20 protein-coding genes and 1 tRNA gene are annotated in these 22,487 nt (G+C 71.0%); 13 read left to right on the top strand and 8 right to left on the bottom strand.

The annotated features are described in order from the left end of the window. Positions 1 to 126 precede the first annotated feature (126 nt). The 4 genes from araA to ACWXWW_RS09870 all read right to left on the bottom strand — a co-directional run bounded on the left by araA (position 127) and on the right by ACWXWW_RS09870 (position 5,110). Positions 127 to 1,647 carry an L-arabinose isomerase gene (gene araA / locus ACWXWW_RS09885; protein WP_271172471.1) on the bottom strand — a complete coding sequence of 507 codons (1,521 nt, stop codon included), beginning with the start codon at positions 1,645 to 1,647 and terminating at the stop codon, positions 127 to 129. After that, positions 1,644 to 2,357, bottom strand: a complete 714-nt coding sequence (locus ACWXWW_RS09880) for an L-ribulose-5-phosphate 4-epimerase (protein WP_282978295.1) — start codon at positions 2,355 to 2,357, stop codon at positions 1,644 to 1,646. The genes araA and ACWXWW_RS09880 overlap by 4 nt, the downstream gene beginning before the upstream one ends. Before the next feature lie 14 nt (positions 2,358 to 2,371). After that, positions 2,372 to 3,979 carry a xylulokinase gene (locus ACWXWW_RS09875; RefSeq protein WP_455969778.1) on the bottom strand — a complete coding sequence of 536 codons (1,608 nt, stop codon included), beginning with the start codon at positions 3,977 to 3,979 and terminating at the stop codon, positions 2,372 to 2,374. Between the two features lie 123 nt (positions 3,980 to 4,102). Further along, positions 4,103 to 5,110, bottom strand: coding sequence for a LacI family DNA-binding transcriptional regulator (locus ACWXWW_RS09870; RefSeq protein WP_455969777.1), 1,008 nt, complete (start codon positions 5,108 to 5,110; stop codon positions 4,103 to 4,105). Between the two features lie 83 nt (positions 5,111 to 5,193). Between ACWXWW_RS09870 and ACWXWW_RS09865 the strand changes: the two genes are divergently transcribed. Next, the gene (locus ACWXWW_RS09865; protein ID WP_455969776.1) at positions 5,194 to 6,585 is read left to right on the top strand and encodes a protealysin inhibitor emfourin; all 1,392 of its coding nucleotides are present in this window, start codon (positions 5,194 to 5,196) and stop codon (positions 6,583 to 6,585) included. 38 nt (positions 6,586 to 6,623) lie between these two features. On the opposite strand, the gene ACWXWW_RS09860 is transcribed toward ACWXWW_RS09865, so the two are convergent. Together ACWXWW_RS09860 and ACWXWW_RS09855 are read right to left on the bottom strand one after the other, a co-directional pair. After that, positions 6,624 to 7,694: a YihY/virulence factor BrkB family protein gene (locus ACWXWW_RS09860; RefSeq protein ID WP_455969775.1), complete on the bottom strand. Its 1,071-nt coding sequence runs from the start codon at positions 7,692 to 7,694 to the stop codon at positions 6,624 to 6,626. Positions 7,695 to 7,799: 105 nt separating this feature from the next. Next, the gene (locus ACWXWW_RS09855) at positions 7,800 to 9,323 is read right to left on the bottom strand and encodes a SulP family inorganic anion transporter (RefSeq protein ID WP_455969774.1); all 1,524 of its coding nucleotides are present in this window, start codon (positions 9,321 to 9,323) and stop codon (positions 7,800 to 7,802) included. A gap of 165 nt (positions 9,324 to 9,488) precedes the next feature. On the opposite strand from ACWXWW_RS09855, the gene ACWXWW_RS09850 reads away from it, so the two are divergent. Continuing rightward, entirely contained in the window at positions 9,489 to 9,860 is a 372-nt protein-coding gene (locus tag ACWXWW_RS09850) for a MerR family transcriptional regulator (RefSeq protein ID WP_271172478.1), read from the top strand. Positions 9,861 to 10,139: 279 nt separating this feature from the next. Next, positions 10,140 to 10,334 carry a hypothetical protein gene (locus tag ACWXWW_RS09845; RefSeq protein ID WP_324013380.1) on the top strand — a complete coding sequence of 65 codons (195 nt, stop codon included), beginning with the start codon at positions 10,140 to 10,142 and terminating at the stop codon, positions 10,332 to 10,334. Positions 10,335 to 10,387: 53 nt separating this feature from the next. Here ACWXWW_RS09845 and ACWXWW_RS09840 read toward each other — a convergent pair. Continuing rightward, positions 10,388 to 10,471, bottom strand: a tRNA-Leu gene (locus ACWXWW_RS09840). Between the two features lie 215 nt (positions 10,472 to 10,686). On the opposite strand from ACWXWW_RS09840, the gene ACWXWW_RS09835 reads away from it, so the two are divergent. The 10 genes from ACWXWW_RS09835 to ACWXWW_RS09790 all read left to right on the top strand — a co-directional run bounded on the left by ACWXWW_RS09835 (position 10,687) and on the right by ACWXWW_RS09790 (position 21,760). Next, the gene (locus ACWXWW_RS09835) at positions 10,687 to 11,421 is read left to right on the top strand and encodes an FhaA domain-containing protein (protein ID WP_271172479.1); all 735 of its coding nucleotides are present in this window, start codon (positions 10,687 to 10,689) and stop codon (positions 11,419 to 11,421) included. Further along, positions 11,418 to 11,927, top strand: coding sequence for an FHA domain-containing protein FhaB/FipA (locus ACWXWW_RS09830; protein WP_455969773.1), 510 nt, complete (start codon positions 11,418 to 11,420; stop codon positions 11,925 to 11,927). The genes ACWXWW_RS09835 and ACWXWW_RS09830 overlap by 4 nt, the downstream gene beginning before the upstream one ends. Before the next feature lie 10 nt (positions 11,928 to 11,937). Further along, positions 11,938 to 13,275, top strand: coding sequence for a PP2C family protein-serine/threonine phosphatase (locus ACWXWW_RS09825; RefSeq protein WP_455969772.1), 1,338 nt, complete (start codon positions 11,938 to 11,940; stop codon positions 13,273 to 13,275). Beyond that, entirely contained in the window at positions 13,272 to 14,645 is a 1,374-nt protein-coding gene (locus ACWXWW_RS09820) for an FtsW/RodA/SpoVE family cell cycle protein (RefSeq protein ID WP_271172482.1), read from the top strand. The genes ACWXWW_RS09825 and ACWXWW_RS09820 overlap by 4 nt, the downstream gene beginning before the upstream one ends. A gap of 55 nt (positions 14,646 to 14,700) precedes the next feature. Next, on the top strand, positions 14,701 to 16,164 hold the full coding sequence (locus ACWXWW_RS09815) for a peptidoglycan D,D-transpeptidase FtsI family protein (protein WP_271172483.1): 1,464 nt from the start codon (positions 14,701 to 14,703) through the stop codon (positions 16,162 to 16,164). Beyond that, positions 16,161 to 18,014 carry a serine/threonine protein kinase gene (locus ACWXWW_RS09810; protein WP_455969771.1) on the top strand — a complete coding sequence of 618 codons (1,854 nt, stop codon included), beginning with the start codon at positions 16,161 to 16,163 and terminating at the stop codon, positions 18,012 to 18,014. The genes ACWXWW_RS09815 and ACWXWW_RS09810 overlap by 4 nt, the downstream gene beginning before the upstream one ends. Before the next feature lie 39 nt (positions 18,015 to 18,053). Then, positions 18,054 to 19,859: a Stk1 family PASTA domain-containing Ser/Thr kinase gene (pknB, locus tag ACWXWW_RS09805; protein ID WP_455969770.1), complete on the top strand. Its 1,806-nt coding sequence runs from the start codon at positions 18,054 to 18,056 to the stop codon at positions 19,857 to 19,859. A 75-nt stretch (positions 19,860 to 19,934) separates the two neighbouring features. Continuing rightward, positions 19,935 to 20,324 (top strand): winged helix-turn-helix transcriptional regulator, encoded by a 390-nt coding sequence (locus ACWXWW_RS09800; protein WP_282978314.1) that lies wholly within the window; start codon positions 19,935 to 19,937, stop codon positions 20,322 to 20,324. A gap of 86 nt (positions 20,325 to 20,410) precedes the next feature. After that, positions 20,411 to 21,448 (top strand): zinc-binding alcohol dehydrogenase family protein, encoded by a 1,038-nt coding sequence (locus ACWXWW_RS09795; protein ID WP_271172487.1) that lies wholly within the window; start codon positions 20,411 to 20,413, stop codon positions 21,446 to 21,448. Between the two features lie 75 nt (positions 21,449 to 21,523). Next, positions 21,524 to 21,760, top strand: coding sequence for a cell division protein CrgA (locus ACWXWW_RS09790; RefSeq protein ID WP_271172488.1), 237 nt, complete (start codon positions 21,524 to 21,526; stop codon positions 21,758 to 21,760). Between the two features lie 88 nt (positions 21,761 to 21,848). On the opposite strand, the gene ACWXWW_RS09785 is transcribed toward ACWXWW_RS09790, so the two are convergent. Continuing rightward, on the bottom strand, positions 21,849 to 22,451 hold the full coding sequence (locus ACWXWW_RS09785; RefSeq protein WP_455969769.1) for a hypothetical protein: 603 nt from the start codon (positions 22,449 to 22,451) through the stop codon (positions 21,849 to 21,851). Positions 22,452 to 22,487: the final 36 nt, after the last annotated feature.

Raw genomic sequence — 22,487 nt, 5'->3', positions numbered from 1 at the left:
ACGGGCACCCCACCGCCAACACCCCACCGCCATCACCCCCCCACCAGCGCCCCACCGGGCCCACGCGCAGGACCCCGCGCCCTCACAGCAGGGCGCGGGGTCCGGATGGTCGCGGTGCGGTGCGGGTCAGAGCCCCTGGGCCACGCGGTAGTAGACGGCGTTCCAGCGCAGCTCGCGCTCGAAGCCGGCGAGCGTCGTGTCGTCGTCGATCGTGACGAGCTCGACGCCCGACATCTTCGCGAAGTCGCGGAAGACCTCCACGCCGACCTGCGTCGACATCACCGTGTGGTGCGCGGCGCCGGCGGCGAGCCACGCGGCCGCCGAGGTGTGGAAGTCGGGCGCGGGCTTCCACAGCGCGTGCCCCACCGGCAGCTTCGGCATGGGCGCGGGCAGCTCGACGTTCTCGACGACGTTCGCGACGAGGCGGAAGCGGTCGCGCAGGTCGCTCATCGCGACGACGACGGCCGGGCCGGGATCGGCGGTGAAGACGAGGCGCACGGGGTCCTCGCGGTCGCCGATGCCGAGCGGGTGCACCTCGAGGCGCGGCTTCGCCGTCGTGAGCGACGGGCTGACCTCGAGCATGTGCGCACCGAGGATGAGCTCGTTGCCGGGCTCGAGGTGGTACGTGTAGTCCTCCATGAGGCTCGCGCCACCGGGGAGGCCCGCGCCCATGACGGCCGCGAGGCGCACGAGGACCGCGGTCTTCCAGTCGCCCTCAGCACCGAAGCCGTAGCCGTCGGCCATCAGACGCTGCACGGCGAGACCCGGGAGCTGACGGAGACCGCCGAGGTCCTCGAACGACGTCGTGAACGCGCTGAAGCCGCCCGCCTCGAGGAACGACCGCAGGCCGAGCTCGATCTTCGCGCCGTAGCGCAGCGACTCGGCGCGCTCCCCGCCCGGGCGCAGCTCCTCGGCCACGTCGTAGAGCTCGAGGTACTCGTCGACGAGCGCGTCGACGTCGGCCTCGCTCGCCGCGTCGACGGCCTCGACGAGATCGTTCACGCCCCACGTGTTGACCTGCACACCGAGGCGGATCTCCGCCTCGGTCTTGTCGCCCTCGGTGACGGCGACGAAGCGCATGTTGTCGCCGAATCGCGCGAGCTTGAGACCCTGCGCGGCCGCGCGGCCGGCAGCCGCACGCGCCCACACGCCGACGCGCGCGGTGACCTTGGGGTCGCTCACGTGGCCGACCACGGTCGTCCGCGGAATGCCGAGTCGCGTCTCGATGTACCCGAACTCGCGGTCGCCGTGCGCGGCCTGGTTGAGGTTCATGAAGTCGAAGTCGATGTCGGCGTACGGCAGGTCGACGTTCACCTGCGTGTGCAGGTGGAGGAGCGGCTTCTGGAGCGCGTTCAGGCCCGAGATCCACATCTTCGCGGGGCTGAACGTGTGCATCCACGCGATGAGGCCGATGACGTTGTCGTCGGAGTTGGCCTCGAGCACGATGCGGCGGATCTCGTCCGATCCCGTGAGGACGGGCTTCCAGACCACTCGGACCGGGACATCCGGCGAGTCCACGAGGCCCTGCGCGACCTGCTGCGACTGCTCGGCCACCTGGCGGAGCGTCTCCTCGCCGTAGAGGTGCTGGCTCCCCGTGAGGAACCAGACCTCGTGCTGTGCGAGATCCGGGATGATGCTGCGGCTCATCGGTTCATGCCTCCCTGCGGCGTCTGGCCGTACACGTTCTGATAGCGGTTGTAGAGGTGGTCGATCTTCTCCTGCGGGATCGGCACCGGCTCGCCCAGCTGGCGGGCGATGTGGATGCTGCGCGCGGCATCCTCGACCATGACCGCCGCCTTGACGGCGTCCTTCGCGTCCTTGCCGATCGTGAAGGGGCCGTGGTTCTGCATGAGGACGGCGCGCGAGCGGTGCCCCCGCAGCGTCTCGACGATGCCGCGGCCGATCGAGTCGTCGCCGATGACCGCGAACGGCCCGATCGGGATCTCTCCGCCGAACTCGTCGGCCATGCCCGTGATCACGCAGGGGATGGGCTCGGCGCGGGCGGCCCACGCGACGGCGTAGGTCGAGTGCGTGTGCACAACGCCGCCGACCTCGGGCATATTCCGATACACGTATGCGTGCGCGGCGGTGTCGCTCGAGGGGCTGCGCTCCGAGCCGGGGGTGCCCTCGATGACGTCGCCGTCGAGGTCGCACAGGATCATGTTCTCGGGCGCGAGCTCGTCGTAGCTCACACCCGACGGCTTGATGACGAACAGGTCGGCGCCGGGCACGCGGCCCGAGACGTTGCCGCCGGTCCACACGACGAGGCCGTAGCGCGTGAGCTCGCCGTGGAGCTTCGCGACGTCGGCGCGGACGCGGTCGATCGAGGCCTGGACCTCGGGGCTGAAGTCGGTCATGTCGTTCCTCGCTCTCAGGAGTCGGCAGGCGACGCGGACACGGCGGAGACGGCGGCCGCCTCGGCCGCGAGCCCCGCGCGCCAGCGCTGCAGGTAGGTGTCGAAGGCGGCGACGTCGACCGCCTCCGGGACGATGGTCTCGGCCGACGCGCTCGCGAAGAGCTCCTCGTCGAGCCAGGTCGAGAGGTCGCGGCCCGAAGCCGAGCCGTCGATGACCGCGCGGCGGTACTGGCCGAGGACCGCGATCCCCCAGGCCCCGCCCTCGCTCGCGGTCTCGGCGACCGAGACGGGGGCGCCGATGGCGGCCGCGAGGATGCGCTGCGCGACGCCGCGCGTGCGGAACATGCCGCCGTGCGCGCGCATCTCCTCGATCGCGACGCCCTCGTCGGTGAGCGTCCGCATGCCGAGGCTCAGGGTGGCGAACGCGCCCTGCAGCTGCGCGCGCGCGAAGCCCGCGAGGGTCAGTCGCGCGTCGGGCGTGCGCACGAACATCGGCCGTCCCTCGGTCAGACCCGCGATGGGCTCGCCCGAGAGGAAGTTGTAGACGAGCATCCCGCTGTCGGCCTCGGCCTCGAGCGCCGTGCCGAGGAACGCCTCGAAGACCGCATCGGGCGCCGACGGATGGCCGAGCGCCGTCGCGAACTCGCCGAGGACATCCGCCCAGGCGTTGAGCTCGCTCGCGCCGTTGTTGCAGTGGACCATCGCGACCGCGTCGCCCGCGGGGGTCGTGACGATGTCGATCTCCTCGTGCGGCGTGCGCGGACCCTCCTCGAGGACGACCATCGCGAAGATGCTCGTGCCGGCGCTGACGTTGCCCGTGCGCGGGGCGACGGCGCCGGTGGCGACCATGCCCGTGCCCGCGTCGCCCTCGGGCGGGCAGAGCGGGATGCCCGGCTGCAGCGCCCCCGACTCGTCGAGGAGAGCGGCGCCGTCGGCCGTGAGGGTGCCGGCGTCCTCGCCCGCGCTCAGCACCTCGGGCAGCGCGTCGGCGATCCGCAGCCCCTCCGCGCCGTGCTCGGCGGCGAGGCGGTCGAAGGTGCTCAGCATCGTCGCGTCGTACGTGCCGGTCGCGGTGTCGATGGGGAACATCCCCGACGCGTCGCCCACGCCGAGCACGCGGCGCCCCGTGAGCAGCTCGTGCACGTAGCCCGCGAGGGTCGTGATCGCGTGCACGCGGGGCACGTGCTCCTCGCGGTCGAGGACGGCCTGGTGGAGGTGCGCGACCGACCAGCGCAGCGGGATCGCGAAGGCGAAGGCCTCGCTGAGCTCAGCCGCCGCGGGCCCCGTGTTCGTGTTGCGCCACGTGCGGAACGGCACGAGCAGCTCCCCCTCCGCGTCGAACGCGAGGTAGCCGTGCATCATCGCGGAGACGCCGATCGCGGCGAAGGTCGAGGGCTTCGCGCCGTGGTCGCGCTCGACGCTCTCCGCGAGCTCGCGGTACGCGGCGCGCACGCCCGCGCGGACGTCGTCGAGCGAGTACGTCCACAGCCCGTCGACGAGCTGGTTCTCCCACGTGAAGCCGCCCGTCGCGAGCGTCGTTCCGTCCGGTGCGACCAGGCACGCCTTGATGCGGGTCGACCCCAGTTCGATCCCGAGCGACGCCTGCGCGATTGCATCCGACATCTGTCCTCCTCGACGCGTCCATGACCGCGGATGTGAGCGCTCACATTGATGTATGCGGTTCAGATTACCGCGCACGAGGGCCATCCGCAATCGCCGGATGGCCGGTGCCGGCTCCGCGGGCCGTCAGCCCCGGCGCGGAGAGGCGGTCGACCCGCGCACGATGAGGCGCGGCGCGACCGCGGCAGGGGTGGTCGCCTCTCCCCCGTCAAGACGCCCGTCGAGACGCGCGACGAGGCGCGCGACGGCGAGCCTCCCGATCTCGGCGAAGTCCTGGTGCGCCGTGGTGAGCGGCGGCAGGCAGTGCGCGGCCTCGGGGATGTCGTCGAACCCCGTCACGCTCACGTCGTCGGGCACACGCAGCCCGCGGTCGGACAGGCCGTGGATGATCCCGAGCGCCATCTGGTCGTTGCCCGCGACGATCGCGGTCGTCTCCGGCGCGATCGACGCGGCGAGCGCGTAGCCCGCATCGGCCGTCCAGTCGCCCTCGAGGGTCGGGAGCGGCGCGAGTCCGCGCTCGCGCGCCGTGCGCTCGAAGGCGGCGCGACGCAGATCGGCCTCGATGTATCCCGCCGGACCGGCGACATGCTGGATGGCCGTGTGCCCCAGGCCGCGGAGGTGGTCGACGAGCGCGCCGACGCCGGCGAGCTGGTCGACGGCCACGGCATCGGGGCCCTCGCCGCCCGCCTGCAGGGTGAGGACGGGCAGGTCGACGCCCTCGAGCTCGGCCAGCATCACCCGATAGGGCGTGATCGCCACGAGCGCCTCGACCGAGTGATCGAGGAGGAACTCGACGCCCGCCCGCACGGCGTCGGGCTCGGGCACGACGCTCGTCACGAGCGGCCGGTACCCGGCGTCGCGCACCGCGTGCTCGACCGCGAGCAGGGTGCTGACCGGCCCGAACCCGGCCGTCGCCGGCGTGAGCACGCCGATCGATCCCGTGCGGCTCGTCGCGAGGGTGCGTGCGGCGACGCTGCGCCGGTAGCCGAGCTCGCGGATGGCGTCGAGCACCTTCTCGCGCGTGGCCGGGCGGATGCCCTCGAAGTCGTTCAGCACGCGCGAGACGGTCTGGTGCGAGACGCCCGCGCGCTGCGCGACGTCGTAGATGCTCGGCACTCGCCGCTGATCCGCCATCCGGTCCTCCTGCGCCTCCCACGCTAGCGGCACATCCCGCAACCCCTTCGCGGATGTCGGAGGGTGCCCGTAGCGTCGGCGCCATGCACGGGATCGTTCCTCCTTATCTGCTCGAGCGCCTCACCCGCCACGGAGACGAGGCGGTGTCGACGTGCGCGGCGCGCACGCTCACCGTCGACGGCGCGCTGCGCACGAAGCGGTCTCTGGCGGCGCCCAGGACGTGGCCGCGCGCGGCGATGGCCGCGCCCGGGCCGCAGCGGACGATCTCCGACGCGCAGAACACGACCGCGCTGCCCGGCAGCACCGTCCGCCGGGAGGGCGATCCCGCCACGGGCGACACCGCCGTCGACGAGGCCTACGACGCGCTCGGCGCGACCTGGACGATGCTCTTCGATGCCTTCGGGCGCGACTCGCTCGACGGCGCGGGCCGCCCGCTTCTGGCCACCGTGCACTACGGCGACCGCTACGACAACGCCTTCTGGGACGGCGAGCGGATGGTCTTCGGCGACGGGGACGGCGAGGTCTTCCGCTCGTTCACCTCGGCGATCGACATCGTGGGGCACGAGCTCGGGCACGGGCTCATCCAGTCGACGGTCGACCTCGTCTACCAGGGGCAGCCCGGGGCGCTCAACGAGTCGATGGCCGATGTCATCGGCAGCCTCGTGAAGCAGCACCAGCTCGGCCAGATCGCCGAGCAGGCCGACTGGCTCATCGGAGCGGGCGTCTTCACGGACCAGGTGCAGGGCGTCGCGCTGCGCTCGATGAAGGCACCGGGCACCGCGTACGACGACGACGTCCTCGGTCGCGACCCTCAGCCCGGGCACATGGACGACTACGTCGAGACGACGAGCGACAACGGCGGCGTGCACATCAACTCGGGCATCCCGAACCGCGCCTTCCACCTCGCGGCAACCGCGATCGGCGGTCACGCGTGGGATGGCGCGGGCCGGGTCTGGATGGATGTGCTCGAGCGGCGCCTGGTCGCGGCCGACGCCGACTTCGCGACGTTCGCGGCGGCGACGATCGCCGCGGCGGAGGAGCGATTCGGCAGCGGCTCGGCCGAGCACCGCGCGGTCGCGGACGCCTGGCAGCAGGTCGGCGTGACGGCGAGCGCGGCTTCCGCCGAGGCGCCAGCCCCCGCCGAGGACGAGACCGTGCGCGTCGAGCGGTCGGGCGGGATCCTCGGGCGGGTGCACGTGGCCGAGGTCCCCGAGTCGGAGCTCCCCGAGCCGGAGCGGGAGCGCCTCGAGTCGCTCGTCGAGACCGTCGCCGCAAGCGACGAGCCCGAGCGCGCCATCCCCGACGCCTACACGTGGCGGATCGAGATCTCGCAGCGCATCGACATCACCGTCGGCGAGCGCGAGCTGCCGGACGAGGTGCTCGCCGTGCTGCGCGACATCCTGCAGCGCGGCGAGCGCGCGCCGCGCGCGACCCTCGAGCAGGGAGGCGAGCCCGCCGACGGCCGCGCGCCGTAGTCATCCGCCCCGGCAGCCATCCGCCGCCGCCATCCGCCTCAGCGCGTCTCGTCGTCGCTGTGCTCGAGCCGGATGTCGCGCGCCTTCGCGAGGTCCTTGCGGTGGCGCTCGGCCTCCTTGTCGATGCGCGTGCCGTCGCGCAGCGGAAGCTGGATGCGCTCCTCCGCCGGGAGGCCGGCCTGCAGCTGGCGACCGCGCTCGAGCTCGGCGTCGAACTCGGCGCCGACGAGCAGCGCCATGTTGGCGATCCACAGCCACAGGAGGAAGACGATCACGCCCGCGAGCGATCCGTACGTCCGCTCGTAGTTCGAGAAGTTCGCGACGTAGAACGCGAACCCGAGCGACGCGATCACGAGGATGACGATCGCGAGGACGGCGCCCATGCTGATCCAGCGGAACCGCGGCTGCTGGACGTTGGGCCCCGTGTAGTAGAGCAGCGCGATGAGGAACACGACGATGAAGGCGAGCACGGGCCACTTGCCGATGCTCCAGGCCAGGAGGGCCGCGTCGCCGAGGCCGATCACGTCGCCGACCGCCTTCGCCACCGGTCCCGACACGACGAGCAGCACCGCAGCGACCGCGAGCGAGGCGACGGCGATGATCGTGACGAGCAGCTGGAGCGGCTTGAGCTTCCAGAACGGGCGCCCCTCCTCGACGTCGTAGATGCGGTTCATCGCGCGGCTGAACCCGCCGACGTAGCCGGATGCCGACCAGACGGCGAGTACGAGACCCGTGACGAACGCGAAGCCCGCCGCCGGGGAGTTCGCGATCTCCTCGATCGGCCCACGGACGGTGTCGACCGTGTCCTGCGGGGCGAACGACCCGATGATCGAGAGGACGGCGCCGGCCGCCTCGTCGCCCTGCCCGACGAGGCCGAGCAGCGAGAACACGGCCATGAGGCCCGGGAACAGCGCGAGCACGCTGTAGTAGGTGAGGCTCGCGGCGATGTCGGGGCACTGATCCGTCGAGAACTCGCGGATCGACTTCCGCAGCACGAACGCCCAGGACGGACGGCGGATGTCCGTGGGCGAGTCGGGCTCGCGCGGATGCTCGGGGGCCGAGGTGCGCGCGTCGTCGTCGCGGTTCGGGGCGGTGTGCGTTCGCGTCATGTCCCTGCCTTTCTGCTCCACCATCGATGGAACACGGCGGGGCCGCTTTCCGCGCGCGGGTTGACCCCGCGCGGACTCTGTGCAATCAGGGACCGGCGCGCCCGCTCAGTGCCCGGCGCCGAGTCCTCCCGAGAGGCGACCGTGGAAGTCGGTCGTCGCGTCGTTCATCCCCTCGATGACGACGCTCTTCCCGTGCTGCGCGTACTTCGTGACGATGGCGTCGAGCGCCGCGACCGTCGAGGCGTCCCAGATGTGCGAGCGCGACATGTCGATGACGACCCGCTCGGGGTCCTGCGTGTACGCGAACTGGGTGGTGAGGTCGTTCGACGACGCGAAGAACAGCTCGCCGTCGACCGCGTACCGCGCGACCGGGCCATCGCCATCCGCCCCGACCTCGCGCGTGACGCTCGTGAAGTGCGCGACGCGCCGCGCGAAGAGGATCATCGCCGCGATCACCCCGACGCCGACGCCCACCGCGAGGTTGTGCGTCCACACGGTCGCGACGACGGTGAGGACCATGACCGCGGTCTCGCTCTTCGGCATCCGCCTGAGCGTCGACGGGCGCACGCTGTGCCAGTCGAACGTCGAGATCGACACGACGATCATGACCGCGACCAGGGCGGCCATCGGGATGATCGCGACGACGTCGCCGAACACGAGGACGAGGATGAGCAGGAAGACGCCCGCGAGGAACGTCGAGATGCGCGTGCGGGCGCCCGACGCCTTCACGTTGATCATCGTCTGGCCGATCATGGCGCAGCCGCCCATCCCGCCGAAGAGCCCCGAGAGCACGTTCGCGGCACCCTGGCCGAGCGTCTCGCGGGTCTTGCGCGAGTGGGTGTCGGTGATGTCGTCGACGAGCTTCGCCGTCATGAGCGACTCGAGGATGCCGACCACCGCCATCGCCGCCGAGAAGGGCGCGATGATCGCGAAGGTCTCGCCCGTGAGCGGCACGTTCGGGATGAACAGCTCGGGCAGGCTCTCGGGCAGCTCGCCCTGGTCGCCGACGGTGGGCACGCTCAGCCCGAAGACGACCGCCGCCGCGGTGAGCAGGACGATCGCGATGAGCGGCGCGGGCACCGCCTTCGTGAGGCGGGGCATGAGGTACATGATGAGGAGCCCCGCTGCGACGAGCGGGTACACGAGCCACGGGACGCCGATCAGCTGCGGGAACTGCGCCGCGAAGATGAGGATCGCGAGCGCGTTGACGAAGCCAACCATGACCGAGCGGGGGATGAACCGCATGAGCTTCGCGACGCCGAGCAGGGCGAAGACGACCTGGAACACGCCCGCGAGGATCACCGTCGCGATGAAGTAGTCCATCCCGTAGTCGCGCGCGACCGGGGCGATGACGAGCGCGACGGCTCCCGTCGCGGCGCTGATCATGGCCGGCCGTCCGCCGAGGAACGCGATGGTCACCGCCATGACGAACGAGGAGAAGAGGCCGAGACGCGGGTCGACGCCCGCGATGATCGAGAACGCGATCGCCTCGGGGATGAGCGCGATCGCGACGACGAGACCGGCGAGCACCTCGCGCGTGAGGAGGCGGGGGCTCCGCAGCGCCTGGAGGACGGTCGGCTCGATCCGGTAGCGGGAGGCGGGATCGGCTGCGGGCGTGACGGCGGTCATGCGGCTCCTTGCGCGGGGGCTCGGGATGGTCGGGACGGTTCGAGCGCGCGCCCTTGCGCGGATCGCCGACACAGGTCGACGGGAGAGAATGGCGGATGGTCCGGGAGGCCGGACCACAGGAACTCTACCCTAACGTGAGGGTAGAGTCGCGGCGAGGGGAGTCGGATGGCCGAGTCGGGCATGATGCACATCGGCGAGCTCGCCGAGCGGACCGGCCTGTCCCTCCGCACGATCCGGCACTACGACGAGGTCGGCCTCGTCAAGCCGTCCGGTCGCAGCGAGGGCGGCTTCCGGCAGTACGACGCCGACGACCTGAGCCGGCTCATGCTCATCCGCCGGATGAAGCCCCTCGGCTACACGCTCGAGGAGATGGCCGAGCTGCTCGCAGTCATCGACGCACGGCAGGGCGGGGACTCGACCCCGGAGAGCGACGCGGCGCTCGAGCGATTCCGCGAGGATGCGGCCGCCCGGCGGCGCAAGCTCGCCGAGCAGCTCGCGATGGCCGACGAGTTCATCGCGCAGCTCGAGGCGCGCTGAGCGCGCCGCCATCCGCTCGGTCGAGCAGTGCCCATCCGCTCGGTCGACGCGAAATGCGGCGATCAGACCCGGCTTCGACGCGAAACGCGGCAACCGAGACAAAGGACCCCGCGAAGGCATCACGCGAAGGCCCCTCCACCATGTCTCCCTTGCCGCGGTTTTCCGCCGTCCAGAACCTCGGCACGTGAGACATGCAGAACTCAACGGTTGCGTAACGCTCGAGTTCTCGACCACGCCTGCTCGCTAACGTGAGGCCAGATCGACGAAGGGGTGATCGCCATGGCACGCGTCAGCATCGGCGAAGAGCGGATCACGATCCGCGACGAGGAGGTCGAGACGGTCACGGAGGCGGTGCGCGCCGCCCTCCGCGCCGGAGAGCCCTTCGTGCTCGATCTGGAAGACGCCCACGACGGCCGACGATGTCACGTGTTCGGAACGCCCAGCACGCCGGTCGTGATCAGCGCCTGGCAGTGATGTCCACCCGGGTACGGCGAAGGGCCCCGATCCGAAGACCGGGGCCCTGTCTGTGCGCGAGGTGGGACTTGAACCCACACGCCCGTGAAGGCACTGGCACCTGAAGCCAGCGCGTCTGCCAATTCCGCCACTCGCGCGCAGAATCCGGATCGCTCCGAACTCAACTTCCCGAGGATATCACGCACGAGAGGCCCTCGCGAAAGCGCGACCGCGGGCGCGTCGCACCCGCATCTCGTACATCCCGCGGATGATCCGCATCCTCCCGGAGGCGCCTTCCCAGGTCGCCCGGACCCGGCTTTCCAGACGACGTGGCTACGATGACCCTGACCAGTCGGCCTGCATGAGGAGCCCAGTGGGACTACTTGACAGCTTCGAGAAGGGGCTCGAGCGCGCCGTGAACAGCGCGTTCGCGAAGACCTTCCGCAGCGGGCTGCAGCCCGTCGAGATCGCGTCCGCCCTGCGCAGCGAGCTCGACAAGAAGGCCGCCATCGTCACCCGCGACCGCGTCCTCGCACCGAACAGCTTCACCGTCCGCGTGAGCCCCGCGGACGCTGAGCGGATGGATGCCCTCGGCTCCGCGCTGCGGACCGAGCTCGACGAGATCGTCCGCGCGCACGCCGCGAAGCAGGGGTACAGCTTCCCCGGTCCCGTCTCGATCGCCCTGCGCACCGACCCCGACGTCGCGACGGGCACGCTCGGCGTCGACTCCGTCATGGCCGAGGGGCGCGTCGACTGGCGCGCGGTCGTCGAGATCGCCGGCCGGCGCCATCCGCTCGAGCGCGCGCGCACCGTCATCGGGCGCGGAAGCGATGCCGACATCACCATCCCCGACCCCGGCACGAGCCGCCGCCACGTCGAGGTGCTGTGGGATGGCGAGCGCGCCATGGTCCGCGACCTCGGCTCGACCAACGGCTCGAAGCTCGACGGGCGCCCCGTGAAGCAGGCCGCCCTCGCGAACGGCCAGGTCATCACGATCGGCCGGACCGACATCGTCTTCCGACTCGTCCCGTCGGCCGCTCCCCCGCAGCGCGTTCCGCGTCACGAGGCCGCCACCGAGCTGTACGACTTCCGCGGAGGCGACCGATGAACGAGCTCACCCAGCTGCTGCTGCAGTACGCGTTCCTGCTCGTGATGTGGCTCTTCGTCTTCGTCGTGGTGTTCTCCCTGCGCGCCGACATCTTCGGCGTGCGGGTGCGCAAGCTGCCGAGCAGCGCCACCGCGAGCGCACCGCCGAGCGCACCGAGCACGCCGCCGTCCGGGGCACCGGCGGCCGCGAAGCCCGCGCCCGCAGCCGACGGGGGCACGCGCATCGTCATCACCTCCGGCCCGAAGGCCGGCCTCGAGCTCCCGCTCGGACGCGACCCCCTGACGATCGGCCGCTCGAGCGAGTCGGGCCTCGTCATCCGCGACGACTACACCTCGAGCCACCATGCGCGGCTCGTTCCGTGGGGCGAGCAGTGGATGCTGCACGACCTGCAGTCGACGAACGGCACGTTCCTGGACGGGAGGAAGGTCTCGCCTGACGCCCCGGTCCCGGTGCCCTTCGGCGTCCCGGTGAAGGTCGGCGCGACGACGTTCGAGCTGCGGAAGTAGCCCCCGGCCGATGGTCTTCACAGGGTCCAGCGCCGCCATCTCCCACACGGGGAAGGTGCGCTCGAACAACCAGGACTCCGGCTACGCCGGGTCCAACCTCTTCGTCGTGGCCGACGGGATGGGCGGCCACGCGGGCGGCGACGTCGCGTCGGCCGTCGCGATCCAGAAAATCGAGCCCCTCGACCAGGTCTACGGCTCCCCCGCCGAGGCCGAGGCCGCGCTCAAGATGACGATCACGTCGACCGCGGGCGATCTCATCCAGATCGCCGCGAAGCGCCCCGAGCTCGCGGGCCTCGGCACGACGGTCAGCTCGATCGTCATGGTCGACGACTACGCCGTCATCGCGCACGTCGGCGACTCCCGCATCTACCTCTACCGCGACGACGAGCTCACGCAGATCACGACCGACCACACGTTCGTGCAGCGGCTCGTCGACTCGGGTCGGATCACGCCCGAGGAGGCCCGCTTCCACCCGCGGCGCTCGGTGCTCATGCGCGTGCTCGGCGACATGGACGCGCACCCCGAGGTCGACACGTTCATCATGCCGACGCACGAGGGCGACCGCTGGGTGCTCTGCTCGGATGGGCTGTCGGGCGTCGTCGACGAGGCGCACATCACGAAGGCCCTCCGCCAGGGCTTCGCGCCCGGCCGCACGGCCGACATCCTCCTGAAGTACGCGCTCGACGGCGGCGCGCCCGACAACGTCACGATCGTCATCGTCGACGTCGGCGGCCAGCACCCGCTCTACACGGGCACGCCGACGATCGTCGGGTCGGCGTCGAACCCCGACGGCGTCGTGGTCGACGTCGCGCCGAGCCGCAGCGTGCTGCCGACGAGCTGGTTCCACCCGAACCGCGCGGCGGCCAACGAGCCCACCCACTTCGAGCCGGAGCCCGAGTACCTGCAGGAGCTCATCGCCGAGGACCGGCGACGCCGCAGGCGGCGCCGCCTGGGCGCGATCGGCGCCCTGCTGCTGCTCATCGCGGCCGTCGCGGGCGGCCTGGCCGCCTTCTTCAGCTGGACGCAGACGCGCTACTACGTCGGCGCCGACGACGACACGGTCGTGATCTACCAGGGCATCCAGCAGTCGCTCGGCCCGGTCTCGCTGTCCGAGGTGCGCGAGGACACGGATGTCGTGCTCGCCGACCTGCCGCAGGCCTACCGCGCGCAGGTCGAGCGGACGATCACGGCCCGCTCGCTCGCCGACGCCGAGGCGATCGTCGAGCGGCTGCGCTCGTACCAGCTCGAGCCCGGCGAACCCGATGAGACGCTCGACGAGGACGCCCCGTCCGAGGACCTCTCGACGCCGACGCCGACCCCCACGCAGACGCCGGAGGGCGAGGGATGACCGCCGCCGACACCCAGATCCAGAAGGCGCTCCGCCGCGTGCGCCGGCCGCAGCCGCTGCGCAACCGCGAGCTGCTCCTGCTCCTGTTCGCGCTCGCGCTCTCGGCGGGTGCCGTCGTCCTCGTGCAGTTCGGGGCGGTCGGCGAGCTGCAGCCCGGGATCTTCGTCGGGCTCGGCATCGTCGGCTTCCTGACGCTCGCGCTCCACGTCGTGCTGCGCATCCGCGCCTCGCAGGCCGATCCGTTCCTCGTCCCCATCGCGACCCTGCTCACGGGCCTCGGCATCGCGATGATCCACCGGATCGACGTCTACAACGCCACGGTGGACGCGCACATCGCCGCCCCGAGCCAGATCGCCTACGCGGGGATCTCGATCGCGCTGGCGATCGCCCTCGTGTGGGCGCTCGTGAACTACCGCGTGCTCTTCCGCTACACGTACATCTTCGGCCTCACGGGCATCGTGCTGCTCGTGCTGCCGTTCATCCCGTTCCTCAACGGCGGCGGCAACGCGGTCGTGTGGATCAACGTGTTCGGCTTCAACTTCCAGCCCGGCGAGCTCGCGAAGATCTGCCTCGCGATCTTCTTCGCCGGCTACCTCGTCCGCACGCGCGAGAGCCTCGCGTCGACCGGCAGGCGCATCCTCGGATTCACCTTCCCCCGCGCCCGCGAGTTCGGCCCGCTCATCGTCGTGTGGCTCATCTCGATGGCGATCATCGTGCTCCAGCGCGACCTCGGCACGGGTCTGCTCATCTTCGGGATGTTCGTCACGACGCTGTACGTCGCGACCGGCAAGACCGGATGGATGCTCACGGGCGTCGTGCTCGCGGTCGCGGGCGCGATCGGCGCATCGTTCGTGCTGACGTACGTCCACAACCGCTTCGACACGTGGCTCAACGCCCTCGACCCCGCGCTCTACGACGCGTCGGACGGCGGCAGCTTCCAGCTCGTGAACGGCATCTTCGGCCTCGCGCACGGCGGCCTCTTCGGCACGGGCCTCGGACAGGGCCGGCCCTACCTGACGCCCGTCTCGCAGAGCGACTACATCTTCCCGAGTCTCGGCGAGGAGCTCGGGCTCGTCGGCCTGTTCGCGATCCTCTGCCTCTACCTCGTGTTCACGGCACGCGGGCTCCGCATCGGCGTGCTCGGCCAGGACGACTTCGGCAAGCTGCTCGCGACCGCGCTGTCGTTCACGCTCGCCCTGCAGGTGTTCATCATGGTCGGCGGCGTCACGCGGGTCATCCCGCTGACCGGCCTGACCACCCCGTTCCTCGCCGCGGGCGGTTCGTCGCTGGTGTCGAACTGGCTCATCGTGGCGCTCATCCTGCGCATCAGCGACGCGGTGCGCCAGCAGCCGAGGGCGGTGATCGGATGACCGGGCGTTTCGACTCGCTCCGCTCGCTCAACGACCGGGAGGAGGCGGTGATCGGATGACCAAGGAGCTCCGCAGGCTCAGCATCGTCGTGCTGTTCATGTTCCTCTCGCTCTTCGTCGCGACGAGCTGGATCCAGGTGGTCTCGGCCGCCTCGCTCAACGAGAACCCGCTCAACCGCCGCACGCTGTACGACAGCTTCGAGGTGCAGCGCGGCTCGATCATCGCCGGCGGCCAGGAGATCGCGACGTCGACGGCGTCGAACGACATCTACGCGTGGCAGCGCCAGTACGCCAGCCCCGAGCTGTGGTCGACCGTGACGGGATACATGAACCCCGTGCTCCAGTCGGTGACCGGTCTCGAGCAGGCGATGAACCAGGAGCTGTCGGGTCAGGCGGCCTCCGCCTTCTTCCAGCGCATCGACCAGATCATCTCCGGTCAGGATCCGCGCGGCTCGAGCATCGAGCTGAGCCTCGACCCCGCCGCGCAGCAGGCCGCGTACGACGCCATGACGAGTCGCGGCTACACGGGCGCGGTCGTCGCGATCGAGCCGTCGACCGGCCGCATCCTCGCGATGCTCTCGACGCCCGGCTACGACACGAACCAGCTCGCGGTGCACGACTCCGACGCGGTCAACGCGACCTACGACGCGCTCGAGGCCGACGCCCTCGAGCCGCTGCAGAACCGCGCGATCGCGGGCGACCTCTACCCGCCCGGGTCCACGTTCAAGCTCATCACCGTCTCCGCCGCGATCGCGTCAGGCGACTACACGATGGACTCGAAGCTGCCGAACCCCGCCTCGTACGAGCTGCCCGGCTCGTCGCACGTCGTGCGCAACGCGACCGGCGGCACGTGCGGATCGGGCGACGAGGTGACGCTCCACGACGCCATCCGCCTCTCGTGCAACGTGCCGATGGCCGAGCTGGCCGTCGAGCTCGGCGACGACGCGATCCGCGCGGCCGCCGAGAAGTACGGCTTCAACCAGAGCTTCACCACGCCGCTGCCCTCGACGGCATCGTCGTACCCCGAGCTCGACGACGACGCGCAGACCGCGCTCACGGGCTTCGGGCAGGGCCAGGTGCAGGCGACGCCCCTGCAGATCGCGATGCTGGCCGCCGGCATCGCCAATGACGGACTCGTCATGAACCCGTGGATGGTCGACGACGTCATCGGGTCGGATCTCTCCGTGCAGCAGACCTTCGAGCCCTCGCAGTTCGGCCAGGCTCTCGACGCCGATCTCGCCGACGCGATCACCGACGCGATGACGGCGAGCGTGCAGGATGGCGCGGCCACCAATGCAAGAATTGACGGGGTCGAGGTGGCCGGGAAGACCGGGACTGCGGAGACGCCGAACGACGGCCCCTACACCCTCTGGTTCACCGGCTTCGCGCCGGCGGATGATCCGCAGGTCGCGGTCGCCGTCGTCGTCGAGGACGGCGGCGGTCAGGGCCAGTCGGGGAGCGGGAACACGATCGCGGCTCCCGTCGCGAAGGAAGTCATGGAGGCGGTGCTGGGACGATGAGACCTACACGAGGTGTTTCCTTCGGCGGCCGCTACGAGCTGAACTCGCGCATCGCCATCGGCGGGATGGGCGAGGTCTGGGAGGCGACCGACCACGTCATCGGGCGCTCGGTCGCGATCAAGATCCTCAAGGACGAGTACATGGGCGACCCCGGGTTCCTCGAGCGCTTCCGCGCCGAGGCCCGTCACGCCGCGCTCGTCAACCACGAGGGCATCGCGAGCGTCTTCGACTACGGCGAGGAGAACGGCTCGGCCTTCCTCGTCATGGAGCTTGTCCCCGGTGAGGCGCTGTCGACCGTCCTCGAGCGCGAGGGCGCGCTGCCGCCCGAGCGCACGCTCGACATCACCGCGCAGACCGCCGCTGCGCTGCAGGCCGCCCACGCGGCCGGTCTCGTGCACCGCGACATCAAGCCCGGCAACCTGCTCATCACGCCCGACGGCCGCGTGAAGATCACCGACTTCGGCATCGCCCGGATCGCCGACCAGGTGCCCCTCACGGCGACCGGCCAGGTCATGGGCACCGTGCAGTACCTCTCGCCCGAGCAGGCCTCCGGCCACCCGGCGAGCCCCGCGACCGACACGTACTCGCTCGGCATCGTCGCGTACGAGTGCCTCGCGGGGAAGCGCCCCTTCACGGGCGAGTCGCAGGTCGCGATCGCGATGGCGCAGATCAACGAGCAGCCCCCGCCGCTGCCATCCGACGTGCCGCAGCCGGTGCAGAACCTCGTGATGGCGATGATCGCCAAGAAGCCCGAGGATCGCCCCGCCTCGTCGGCCGCCGTCGCACGCGCGGCCAACGCGCTGCGTCGCGGCGACGTCGCGGCAGCGGCCGCGGCCGTGCCGGCCGTCGCGGCGGGCGCCGCGCTCGCCGACGACGACCTCACGCAGCTGCTCGGCGCGGGCGACGACGCCACGACCCGCCTCATGAACTCGACCCGGCCCATCCCCTTCGATCCGGGCCTGCCGCCCGCGGAGGCCGAGGAGCCGAAGAAGAAGAAGCGCAGCTCGTGGACGTGGCCGCTCATCGCGCTCATCGTCCTCCTGCTGCTCGTGCTCGGCGGAACGGTCGCCGCGTTCCTCATGAACCAGGACGAGGGCGACCCGACGACCGAGACGAGCAGCCCTCCGCCGAGCTCGTCGCAGCCGTCGACGACCCCGACCCCCAGCGAGACCGCGACGCAGCTCGTCGACGTCGATGCGCTCGGCCTCGTCGGCCGGCCGTACGAGGAGGCGCTCTCGGTCCTCAGCGACGCCGGCCTCGCCGGCACGCGCGCCGAGGGCGAGGAGGCGACGAGCCCCGACCAGATCGAGACGGTCGCCTCCGTCTCGCCGCGCGGCAACATCGCGGCGGGGTCGACGATCGAGCTCACGGTGTACACCGCGCCCACCTTCGCACCCGCAGAGGAGGCGACGTTCGAGTACAACGGGTCCACGAGCGTGAGCTCGGTGCCCGCGGGCGCCTCCCTCGTGGTGCGCTGGAATCAGTACAGCTGCCCCGAGGGCTTCGGGGACGCGACCTACGACGTGACGCTGACCGGCGCGAACTTCGCGGATGTCGGCGGTCCCCAGCGGCAGTTCCTCCAGAACGAGACGAGCGCCGTGATCACCGCCGGCGAGGCCGGTCAGACGATCACCGCGAACTACACGGTCACCTGCAGCGGCATGCCCGACAGCACGCAGGTGGCCCCCGCCTCGGGATCGGTGACGATCGAGGCCGACGAGCCCGAGAGCACCCCGACCCCGACGCCCACCCCCGAGGGCGGCGCGGACGGCGGCTCGAGCAACACCTCGTCGAACGGCCAGGGCCAGGGCCAGGGCGGCACCGGCCAGGGCGGCTCGACGACGGGCTGATCGTCTCGTCGGCGGGGCCGACGTTCAGCGGGTGAGGCTATGCTGACCCCGCCTGCTACTCCGGGGGGTCCATCTGTGAAGGCCGAGACACGCGTCCTCAACGACCGCTACCGCGTCGATGAGCTCATCGGCCGAGGGGGCATGGCGAGCGTCTTCCGCGGCTTCGACGAGAAGCTCGGCCGCACGGTCGCCATCAAGATCCTCGAGAAGGACCTCGCGGGCGACAGCACGTTCCGGACGCGCTTCCGGCTCGAGGCGCAGGCCGCCTCCCGCATGGCCCACTCGTCGATCGTGCGCGTGTTCGACGCCGGGGAGGACACCGAGACCGACGCCACGGGCGGCGTCCGTCCGGTGCCGTACATCGTCATGGAGCTCGTGACCGGCACGCTCCTCAAGGACATCATCGCGCGCGGCCCGGTCGCCCCGAAGGACGCGGTGCGCTACGCAGACGGCATCCTCGAGGCCCTCGAGTACTCGCATCGGGCCGGCGTCGTGCACCGCGACATCAAGCCGGGCAACGTCATGATCACCGAGTCCGGCCAGGTCAAGGTCATGGACTTCGGCATCGCCCGTGCCGTCTCGGACTCGTCGTCCACGGTCGCCCAGACCACGGCCATCCTCGGCACCGCCGCGTACTTCTCGCCCGAGCAGGCCAAGGGCGAGTCGGTCGACGCGCGCGCCGACCTCTACTCGACCGGCGTCGTGCTCTACGAGCTGCTGACGGGGCGCCCGCCCTTCCGGGGCGACTCGCCGGTCGCCGTCGCGTATCAGCACGTGAGCGAGACGCCCGTCACGCCGACCGCCCTCAACCCCGACGTGCCCAAGGGCCTCGACCCCGTCGTGCTCCGCGCGCTCGCGAAAGACCCCTTCCAGCGCTATCAGGACGCCGCACGGTTCCGCGAGGCGCTCGACGCCGCTCTCGACGGCCGCGCACCGACCAAGCGCGAGCTCGACACGCTGACCAACGAGCTCTACGGCCCGAGCCCGCGCCAGGCGCAGGAGACCGCGCGCACGCTCCAGCAGCTCTCGAGCGACACGACGATGACGCGGACGCAGTCCGGCCCCCCGGTCGTGTGGATCTGGTCGGCGGTCGCGCTCATCGCGGTGCTGATCGTCGCCCTCGTCTTCTGGCTCGCGACCATCCGCCCGTGGGACGGCACGCCGTCGACTGCCCGCATCATCCCCGATGTCGCCGGGATGACCTACGAGAAGGCCGTCGAGGAGCTCGAGGCGCGCGATCTCGTGCCGGTGCGCGAGGACGTGCCGAGCGACTCGGTGCCGGAGGGCGTCGTCGTCGAGACGGACCCGGGTGCCGATCTCTCGGTGAGCCCGAATCAGCGTGTCGAGGTGCTCGTGTCGGAGGGGCCCGAGGTCGCGGTCGTCCCCGCACTCGTCGGGCTGACCGAGTCGCAGGCGCGCGACGCGATCTCGAAGGCGGGTCTCTCGCTGGGCGCGATCCTGCCGGTGGACGACGCCGAGCACAAGGCCTCGACGGTGCTCCGCGTCCACGCGGGGGACGACGAGGTCGCGGAGGGCGACGAGCTCCCCGCCGGTGCCACGATCGACCTCGAGGTCGCCACCGGCCGCGTCCAGGTCAACGACCTCAAGGGGTTCTCGCTCGACGCCGCGAAGCGCGCGCTCGAGGAGCTCGGCCTCACTGCGGAGGTCGTCGAGGACGACACGTGCCAGGAGTCGGAGCAGCCGGGCGTCGTGTCGCAGTCGGAGATCGGATCGGTGCCGATCCAGTCGACGATCCGCATCCGCGTCTGCACGGGCAGCGAGCCGACGCCCACTCCGACCCCGACGCCCACGCAGGGCATCGACGCCGACCCGGCCGAGCGCTAGACGGCGCCGGGCACGCCTCCCCGACCGGTCCTCCACTATCCTTCGGAAAGCAGACCAGGTCAGGGAGGCGTGCCGATGGCCATCCACGAGGACGTTCCGCTCACGGTGAGCCCGAAGACGCGCGGAGACGTGTACTCCGCGGACTGCCCCTGCCGGGATCTGCTGGATGTCGTGGCGAACAAGTGGGCGGCGCTCGCGATCGGCGCACTGGCGGATGGCCCGGCGCGCTTCGGCGAGCTGCAGCGGCGCCTAGAGGGGATCTCACCCAAGGTCCTGACGGCCACGCTGCGCCGCCTCGAGACGTACGGGCTCGTCGATCGGACCGTTCTTCCCGAGGTGCCGCTGCACGTGGAGTACGAGCTCACCGACGTCGGGCACAGCGCACTCGGCCCGATCGTCGCGCTGCGGCAGTGGGCCGACTCGAACTACGCGCACGCCGTCGCCGTACTTTCCCAAGGAAAGTAGAACCCCTTGCGGGTAACCACTGTTCTCCGGTTACCGTCTTGTCCCGCGGCGCCACCGTGATGCCGTGACGACGAGAAGGAGCGATCTTGACGACGAACCCGACCATCCCCTCGCAGACGATCTCGGCCGTGGTGTCGCGCACGGGAGGCGCGATCGATCTCCCCGGCAGCCTCGAGGATGCGACGCTTCCGGCACCCGGAGCACCGACCGGCCACGACATCCTCGTCGCGGTGAGAGCCGTCTCGGTGAATCCCGTCGACGTGAAGGTCCGCGCAGGCGGTGCGGGCGCTGACGATGCTCGAGTCCTCGGCTGGGACGCCGCGGGAACCGTCCTCGCGGTCGGCGAGCTCGTCACGCTGTTCCGGCCCGGCGACGAGGTCTACTACGCGGGCAGCCTCGATCGGCCCGGCTCGTATGCCGCACAGCAGCTCGTCGACGAGCGCATCGTCGCCCACCGGCCGAAGAGCCTGAGCGTCGCCGAGGCCGCGGCGCTGCCGCTCACGACGATCACCGCGTGGGAGGCGCTCTTCGACAAGCTGCGCCTGACCGAGAGCTCGACCGGCACCATCCTCGTGCTGGGCGCACCCGGAGGCGTCGGATCGATCCTCATCCAGCTCGTCAAGGAGCTCACCGGCCTCCGCGTGATCGCAACGGCGTCCCGCCCCGAGTCGCGCGCGTGGGTCGAGGAGCTCGGCGCCGACGTCGTCGTCGACCACCGCGCGGCGGATCTGGACCGGCAGATCCTCGAGGCCGCGCCCGGCGGCGTCGATTTCGTCTTCACCGCCCAGAGCAGGGGGCGGACCGCCCTGTTCACGAAGGTGGTGCGCCCCTTCGGGCAGATCGTCGCCATCGACGACGACCGCGATGTCGATCTCCTGGCCCTCAAGGACAGGTCGATCTCGTGGCACTGGGAGCTCATGTTCACCCGGCCCCGGCACGGCTGGGACCTCCTCGCCCAGCACGATCTGCTCGAGAGGGTCACCCAGCTCATCGACGAGGGCCGCATCCGCACGACGCTCACACAGACCCTGGCTCCGCTCAACGCCGAGAGCCTGCGACAGGCGCACCGCCTGGTCGAGTCCGGCCAGGTGGTGGGCAAGATCGTCGTCGCCGAATCGAGGTGACCGGCGGACTCATGCGGTGCCGCCGAGGCACCCCGCGGCCACGGAATCGCGCGCGCGCCTAGTAGACTCATGCGCATGGCACGAGCATCCCAGGGCGAAGAACCTCTCGAGCGCAGCGAGAGCGGCAAGGCGCCGAACCCCGTGTGGTTCAAGCCGGTCATGGTGGGCTTCATGCTCATCGGCCTCGTCTGGATCCTCGTCTTCTACCTCTCGGGCATGGCCTTCCCCATCCCCGACATCGGCGCATGGAACCTCGTCATCGGCTTCGGCATCGCCTTCATCGGCTTCCTCATGACGACGCAGTGGCGATAGCCGCTCTCCCTTCCTCCGCGCCCTGAGCGCAAGACGAGACGGGCCGGAACCGAATGGTTCCGGCCCGTCTCGCTGTCCGGTGAGGCGGCTACGCGTCGACCGGCTCGAGGCCGATGAACTTCATGCGGTCCTCGCCGTAGAAGCACGACTGCAGCGCGAACGCGCCCTTGAGGCCCACGAGGTCGGCGGTCGACGACCAGATCTTCGAGGTGTACCGGATGTCCACGATCTCGTAGACCTGGTCATCCCCCTCGACTCGGATGCGCTGGCCCATCTCCCACGGCAGGAGCACGTCGCCGCCGCAGTTGTTGTGCGCGGCCCACACCGGCGGCACACCGTCGCGCTCGTACGAGAGCATCTCGGTGAAGGTTCCGTCGCACCAGTCGAGCTCGGTCTGGCCGCCCGAGACGCCCAGCTTCACGGTGGGGAGCTCCTCGAAGACCTCCTCCTGCACCTGCTGCACCTTCTCGGCGACGCCGACCTTGATCGCGCCGTACGCCTGCTCGACCGACTGCGGGGCGAGGAGGGTGCCGGCGCCGAGGCCGATCCCGCCCACGAGGAGCAGGACGCCGAAGACGGTGAGGACCGTGTTCCAGGCGCCGCCGGGACGCGAACGCTTGGCCGCGTGCTGTCCGCCGCGTGCGCGACGGGTCACCGGCGGAGCCGAGGGGTGCTCGGGCGATTCGCTCATCGCGGGTCCTTTCACGATCCGCTTGCGAGCTTACGC

The organism is Microbacterium sp. KNMS, from assembly GCF_053851835.1.
Note: the sequence above shows the minus strand (reverse complement) of the source record. Positions and strands in the feature narration are given on the sequence as shown.

What these genes read in the sequence shown, in the direction of transcription:
- araA (WP_271172471.1), bottom strand. Translation starts at nt 1,647, where the DNA reads ATGAGCCGCAGCATCATCCCGGATCTCGCACAGCACGAGGTCTGGTTC.
- ACWXWW_RS09880 (WP_282978295.1), bottom strand. Translation starts at nt 2,357, where the DNA reads ATGACCGACTTCAGCCCCGAGGTCCAGGCCTCGATCGACCGCGTCCGC.
- ACWXWW_RS09875 (WP_455969778.1), bottom strand. Translation starts at nt 3,979, where the DNA reads ATGTCGGATGCAATCGCGCAGGCGTCGCTCGGGATCGAACTGGGGTCG.
- ACWXWW_RS09870 (WP_455969777.1), bottom strand. Translation starts at nt 5,110, where the DNA reads ATGGCGGATCAGCGGCGAGTGCCGAGCATCTACGACGTCGCGCAGCGC.
- ACWXWW_RS09865 (WP_455969776.1), top strand. Translation starts at nt 5,194, where the DNA reads ATGCACGGGATCGTTCCTCCTTATCTGCTCGAGCGCCTCACCCGCCAC.
- ACWXWW_RS09860 (WP_455969775.1), bottom strand. Translation starts at nt 7,694, where the DNA reads ATGACGCGAACGCACACCGCCCCGAACCGCGACGACGACGCGCGCACC.
- ACWXWW_RS09855 (WP_455969774.1), bottom strand. Translation starts at nt 9,323, where the DNA reads ATGACCGCCGTCACGCCCGCAGCCGATCCCGCCTCCCGCTACCGGATC.
- ACWXWW_RS09850 (WP_271172478.1), top strand. Translation starts at nt 9,489, where the DNA reads ATGGCCGAGTCGGGCATGATGCACATCGGCGAGCTCGCCGAGCGGACC.
- ACWXWW_RS09845 (WP_324013380.1), top strand. Translation starts at nt 10,140, where the DNA reads ATGGCACGCGTCAGCATCGGCGAAGAGCGGATCACGATCCGCGACGAG.
- ACWXWW_RS09830 (WP_455969773.1), top strand. Translation starts at nt 11,418, where the DNA reads ATGAACGAGCTCACCCAGCTGCTGCTGCAGTACGCGTTCCTGCTCGTG.
- ACWXWW_RS09825 (WP_455969772.1), top strand. Translation starts at nt 11,938, where the DNA reads ATGGTCTTCACAGGGTCCAGCGCCGCCATCTCCCACACGGGGAAGGTG.
- ACWXWW_RS09820 (WP_271172482.1), top strand. Translation starts at nt 13,272, where the DNA reads ATGACCGCCGCCGACACCCAGATCCAGAAGGCGCTCCGCCGCGTGCGC.
- ACWXWW_RS09815 (WP_271172483.1), top strand. Translation starts at nt 14,701, where the DNA reads ATGACCAAGGAGCTCCGCAGGCTCAGCATCGTCGTGCTGTTCATGTTC.
- ACWXWW_RS09810 (WP_455969771.1), top strand. Translation starts at nt 16,161, where the DNA reads ATGAGACCTACACGAGGTGTTTCCTTCGGCGGCCGCTACGAGCTGAAC.
- pknB (WP_455969770.1), top strand. Translation starts at nt 18,054, where the DNA reads ATGCTGACCCCGCCTGCTACTCCGGGGGGTCCATCTGTGAAGGCCGAG.
- ACWXWW_RS09800 (WP_282978314.1), top strand. Translation starts at nt 19,935, where the DNA reads ATGGCCATCCACGAGGACGTTCCGCTCACGGTGAGCCCGAAGACGCGC.
- ACWXWW_RS09790 (WP_271172488.1), top strand. Translation starts at nt 21,524, where the DNA reads ATGGCACGAGCATCCCAGGGCGAAGAACCTCTCGAGCGCAGCGAGAGC.
- ACWXWW_RS09785 (WP_455969769.1), bottom strand. Translation starts at nt 22,451, where the DNA reads ATGAGCGAATCGCCCGAGCACCCCTCGGCTCCGCCGGTGACCCGTCGC.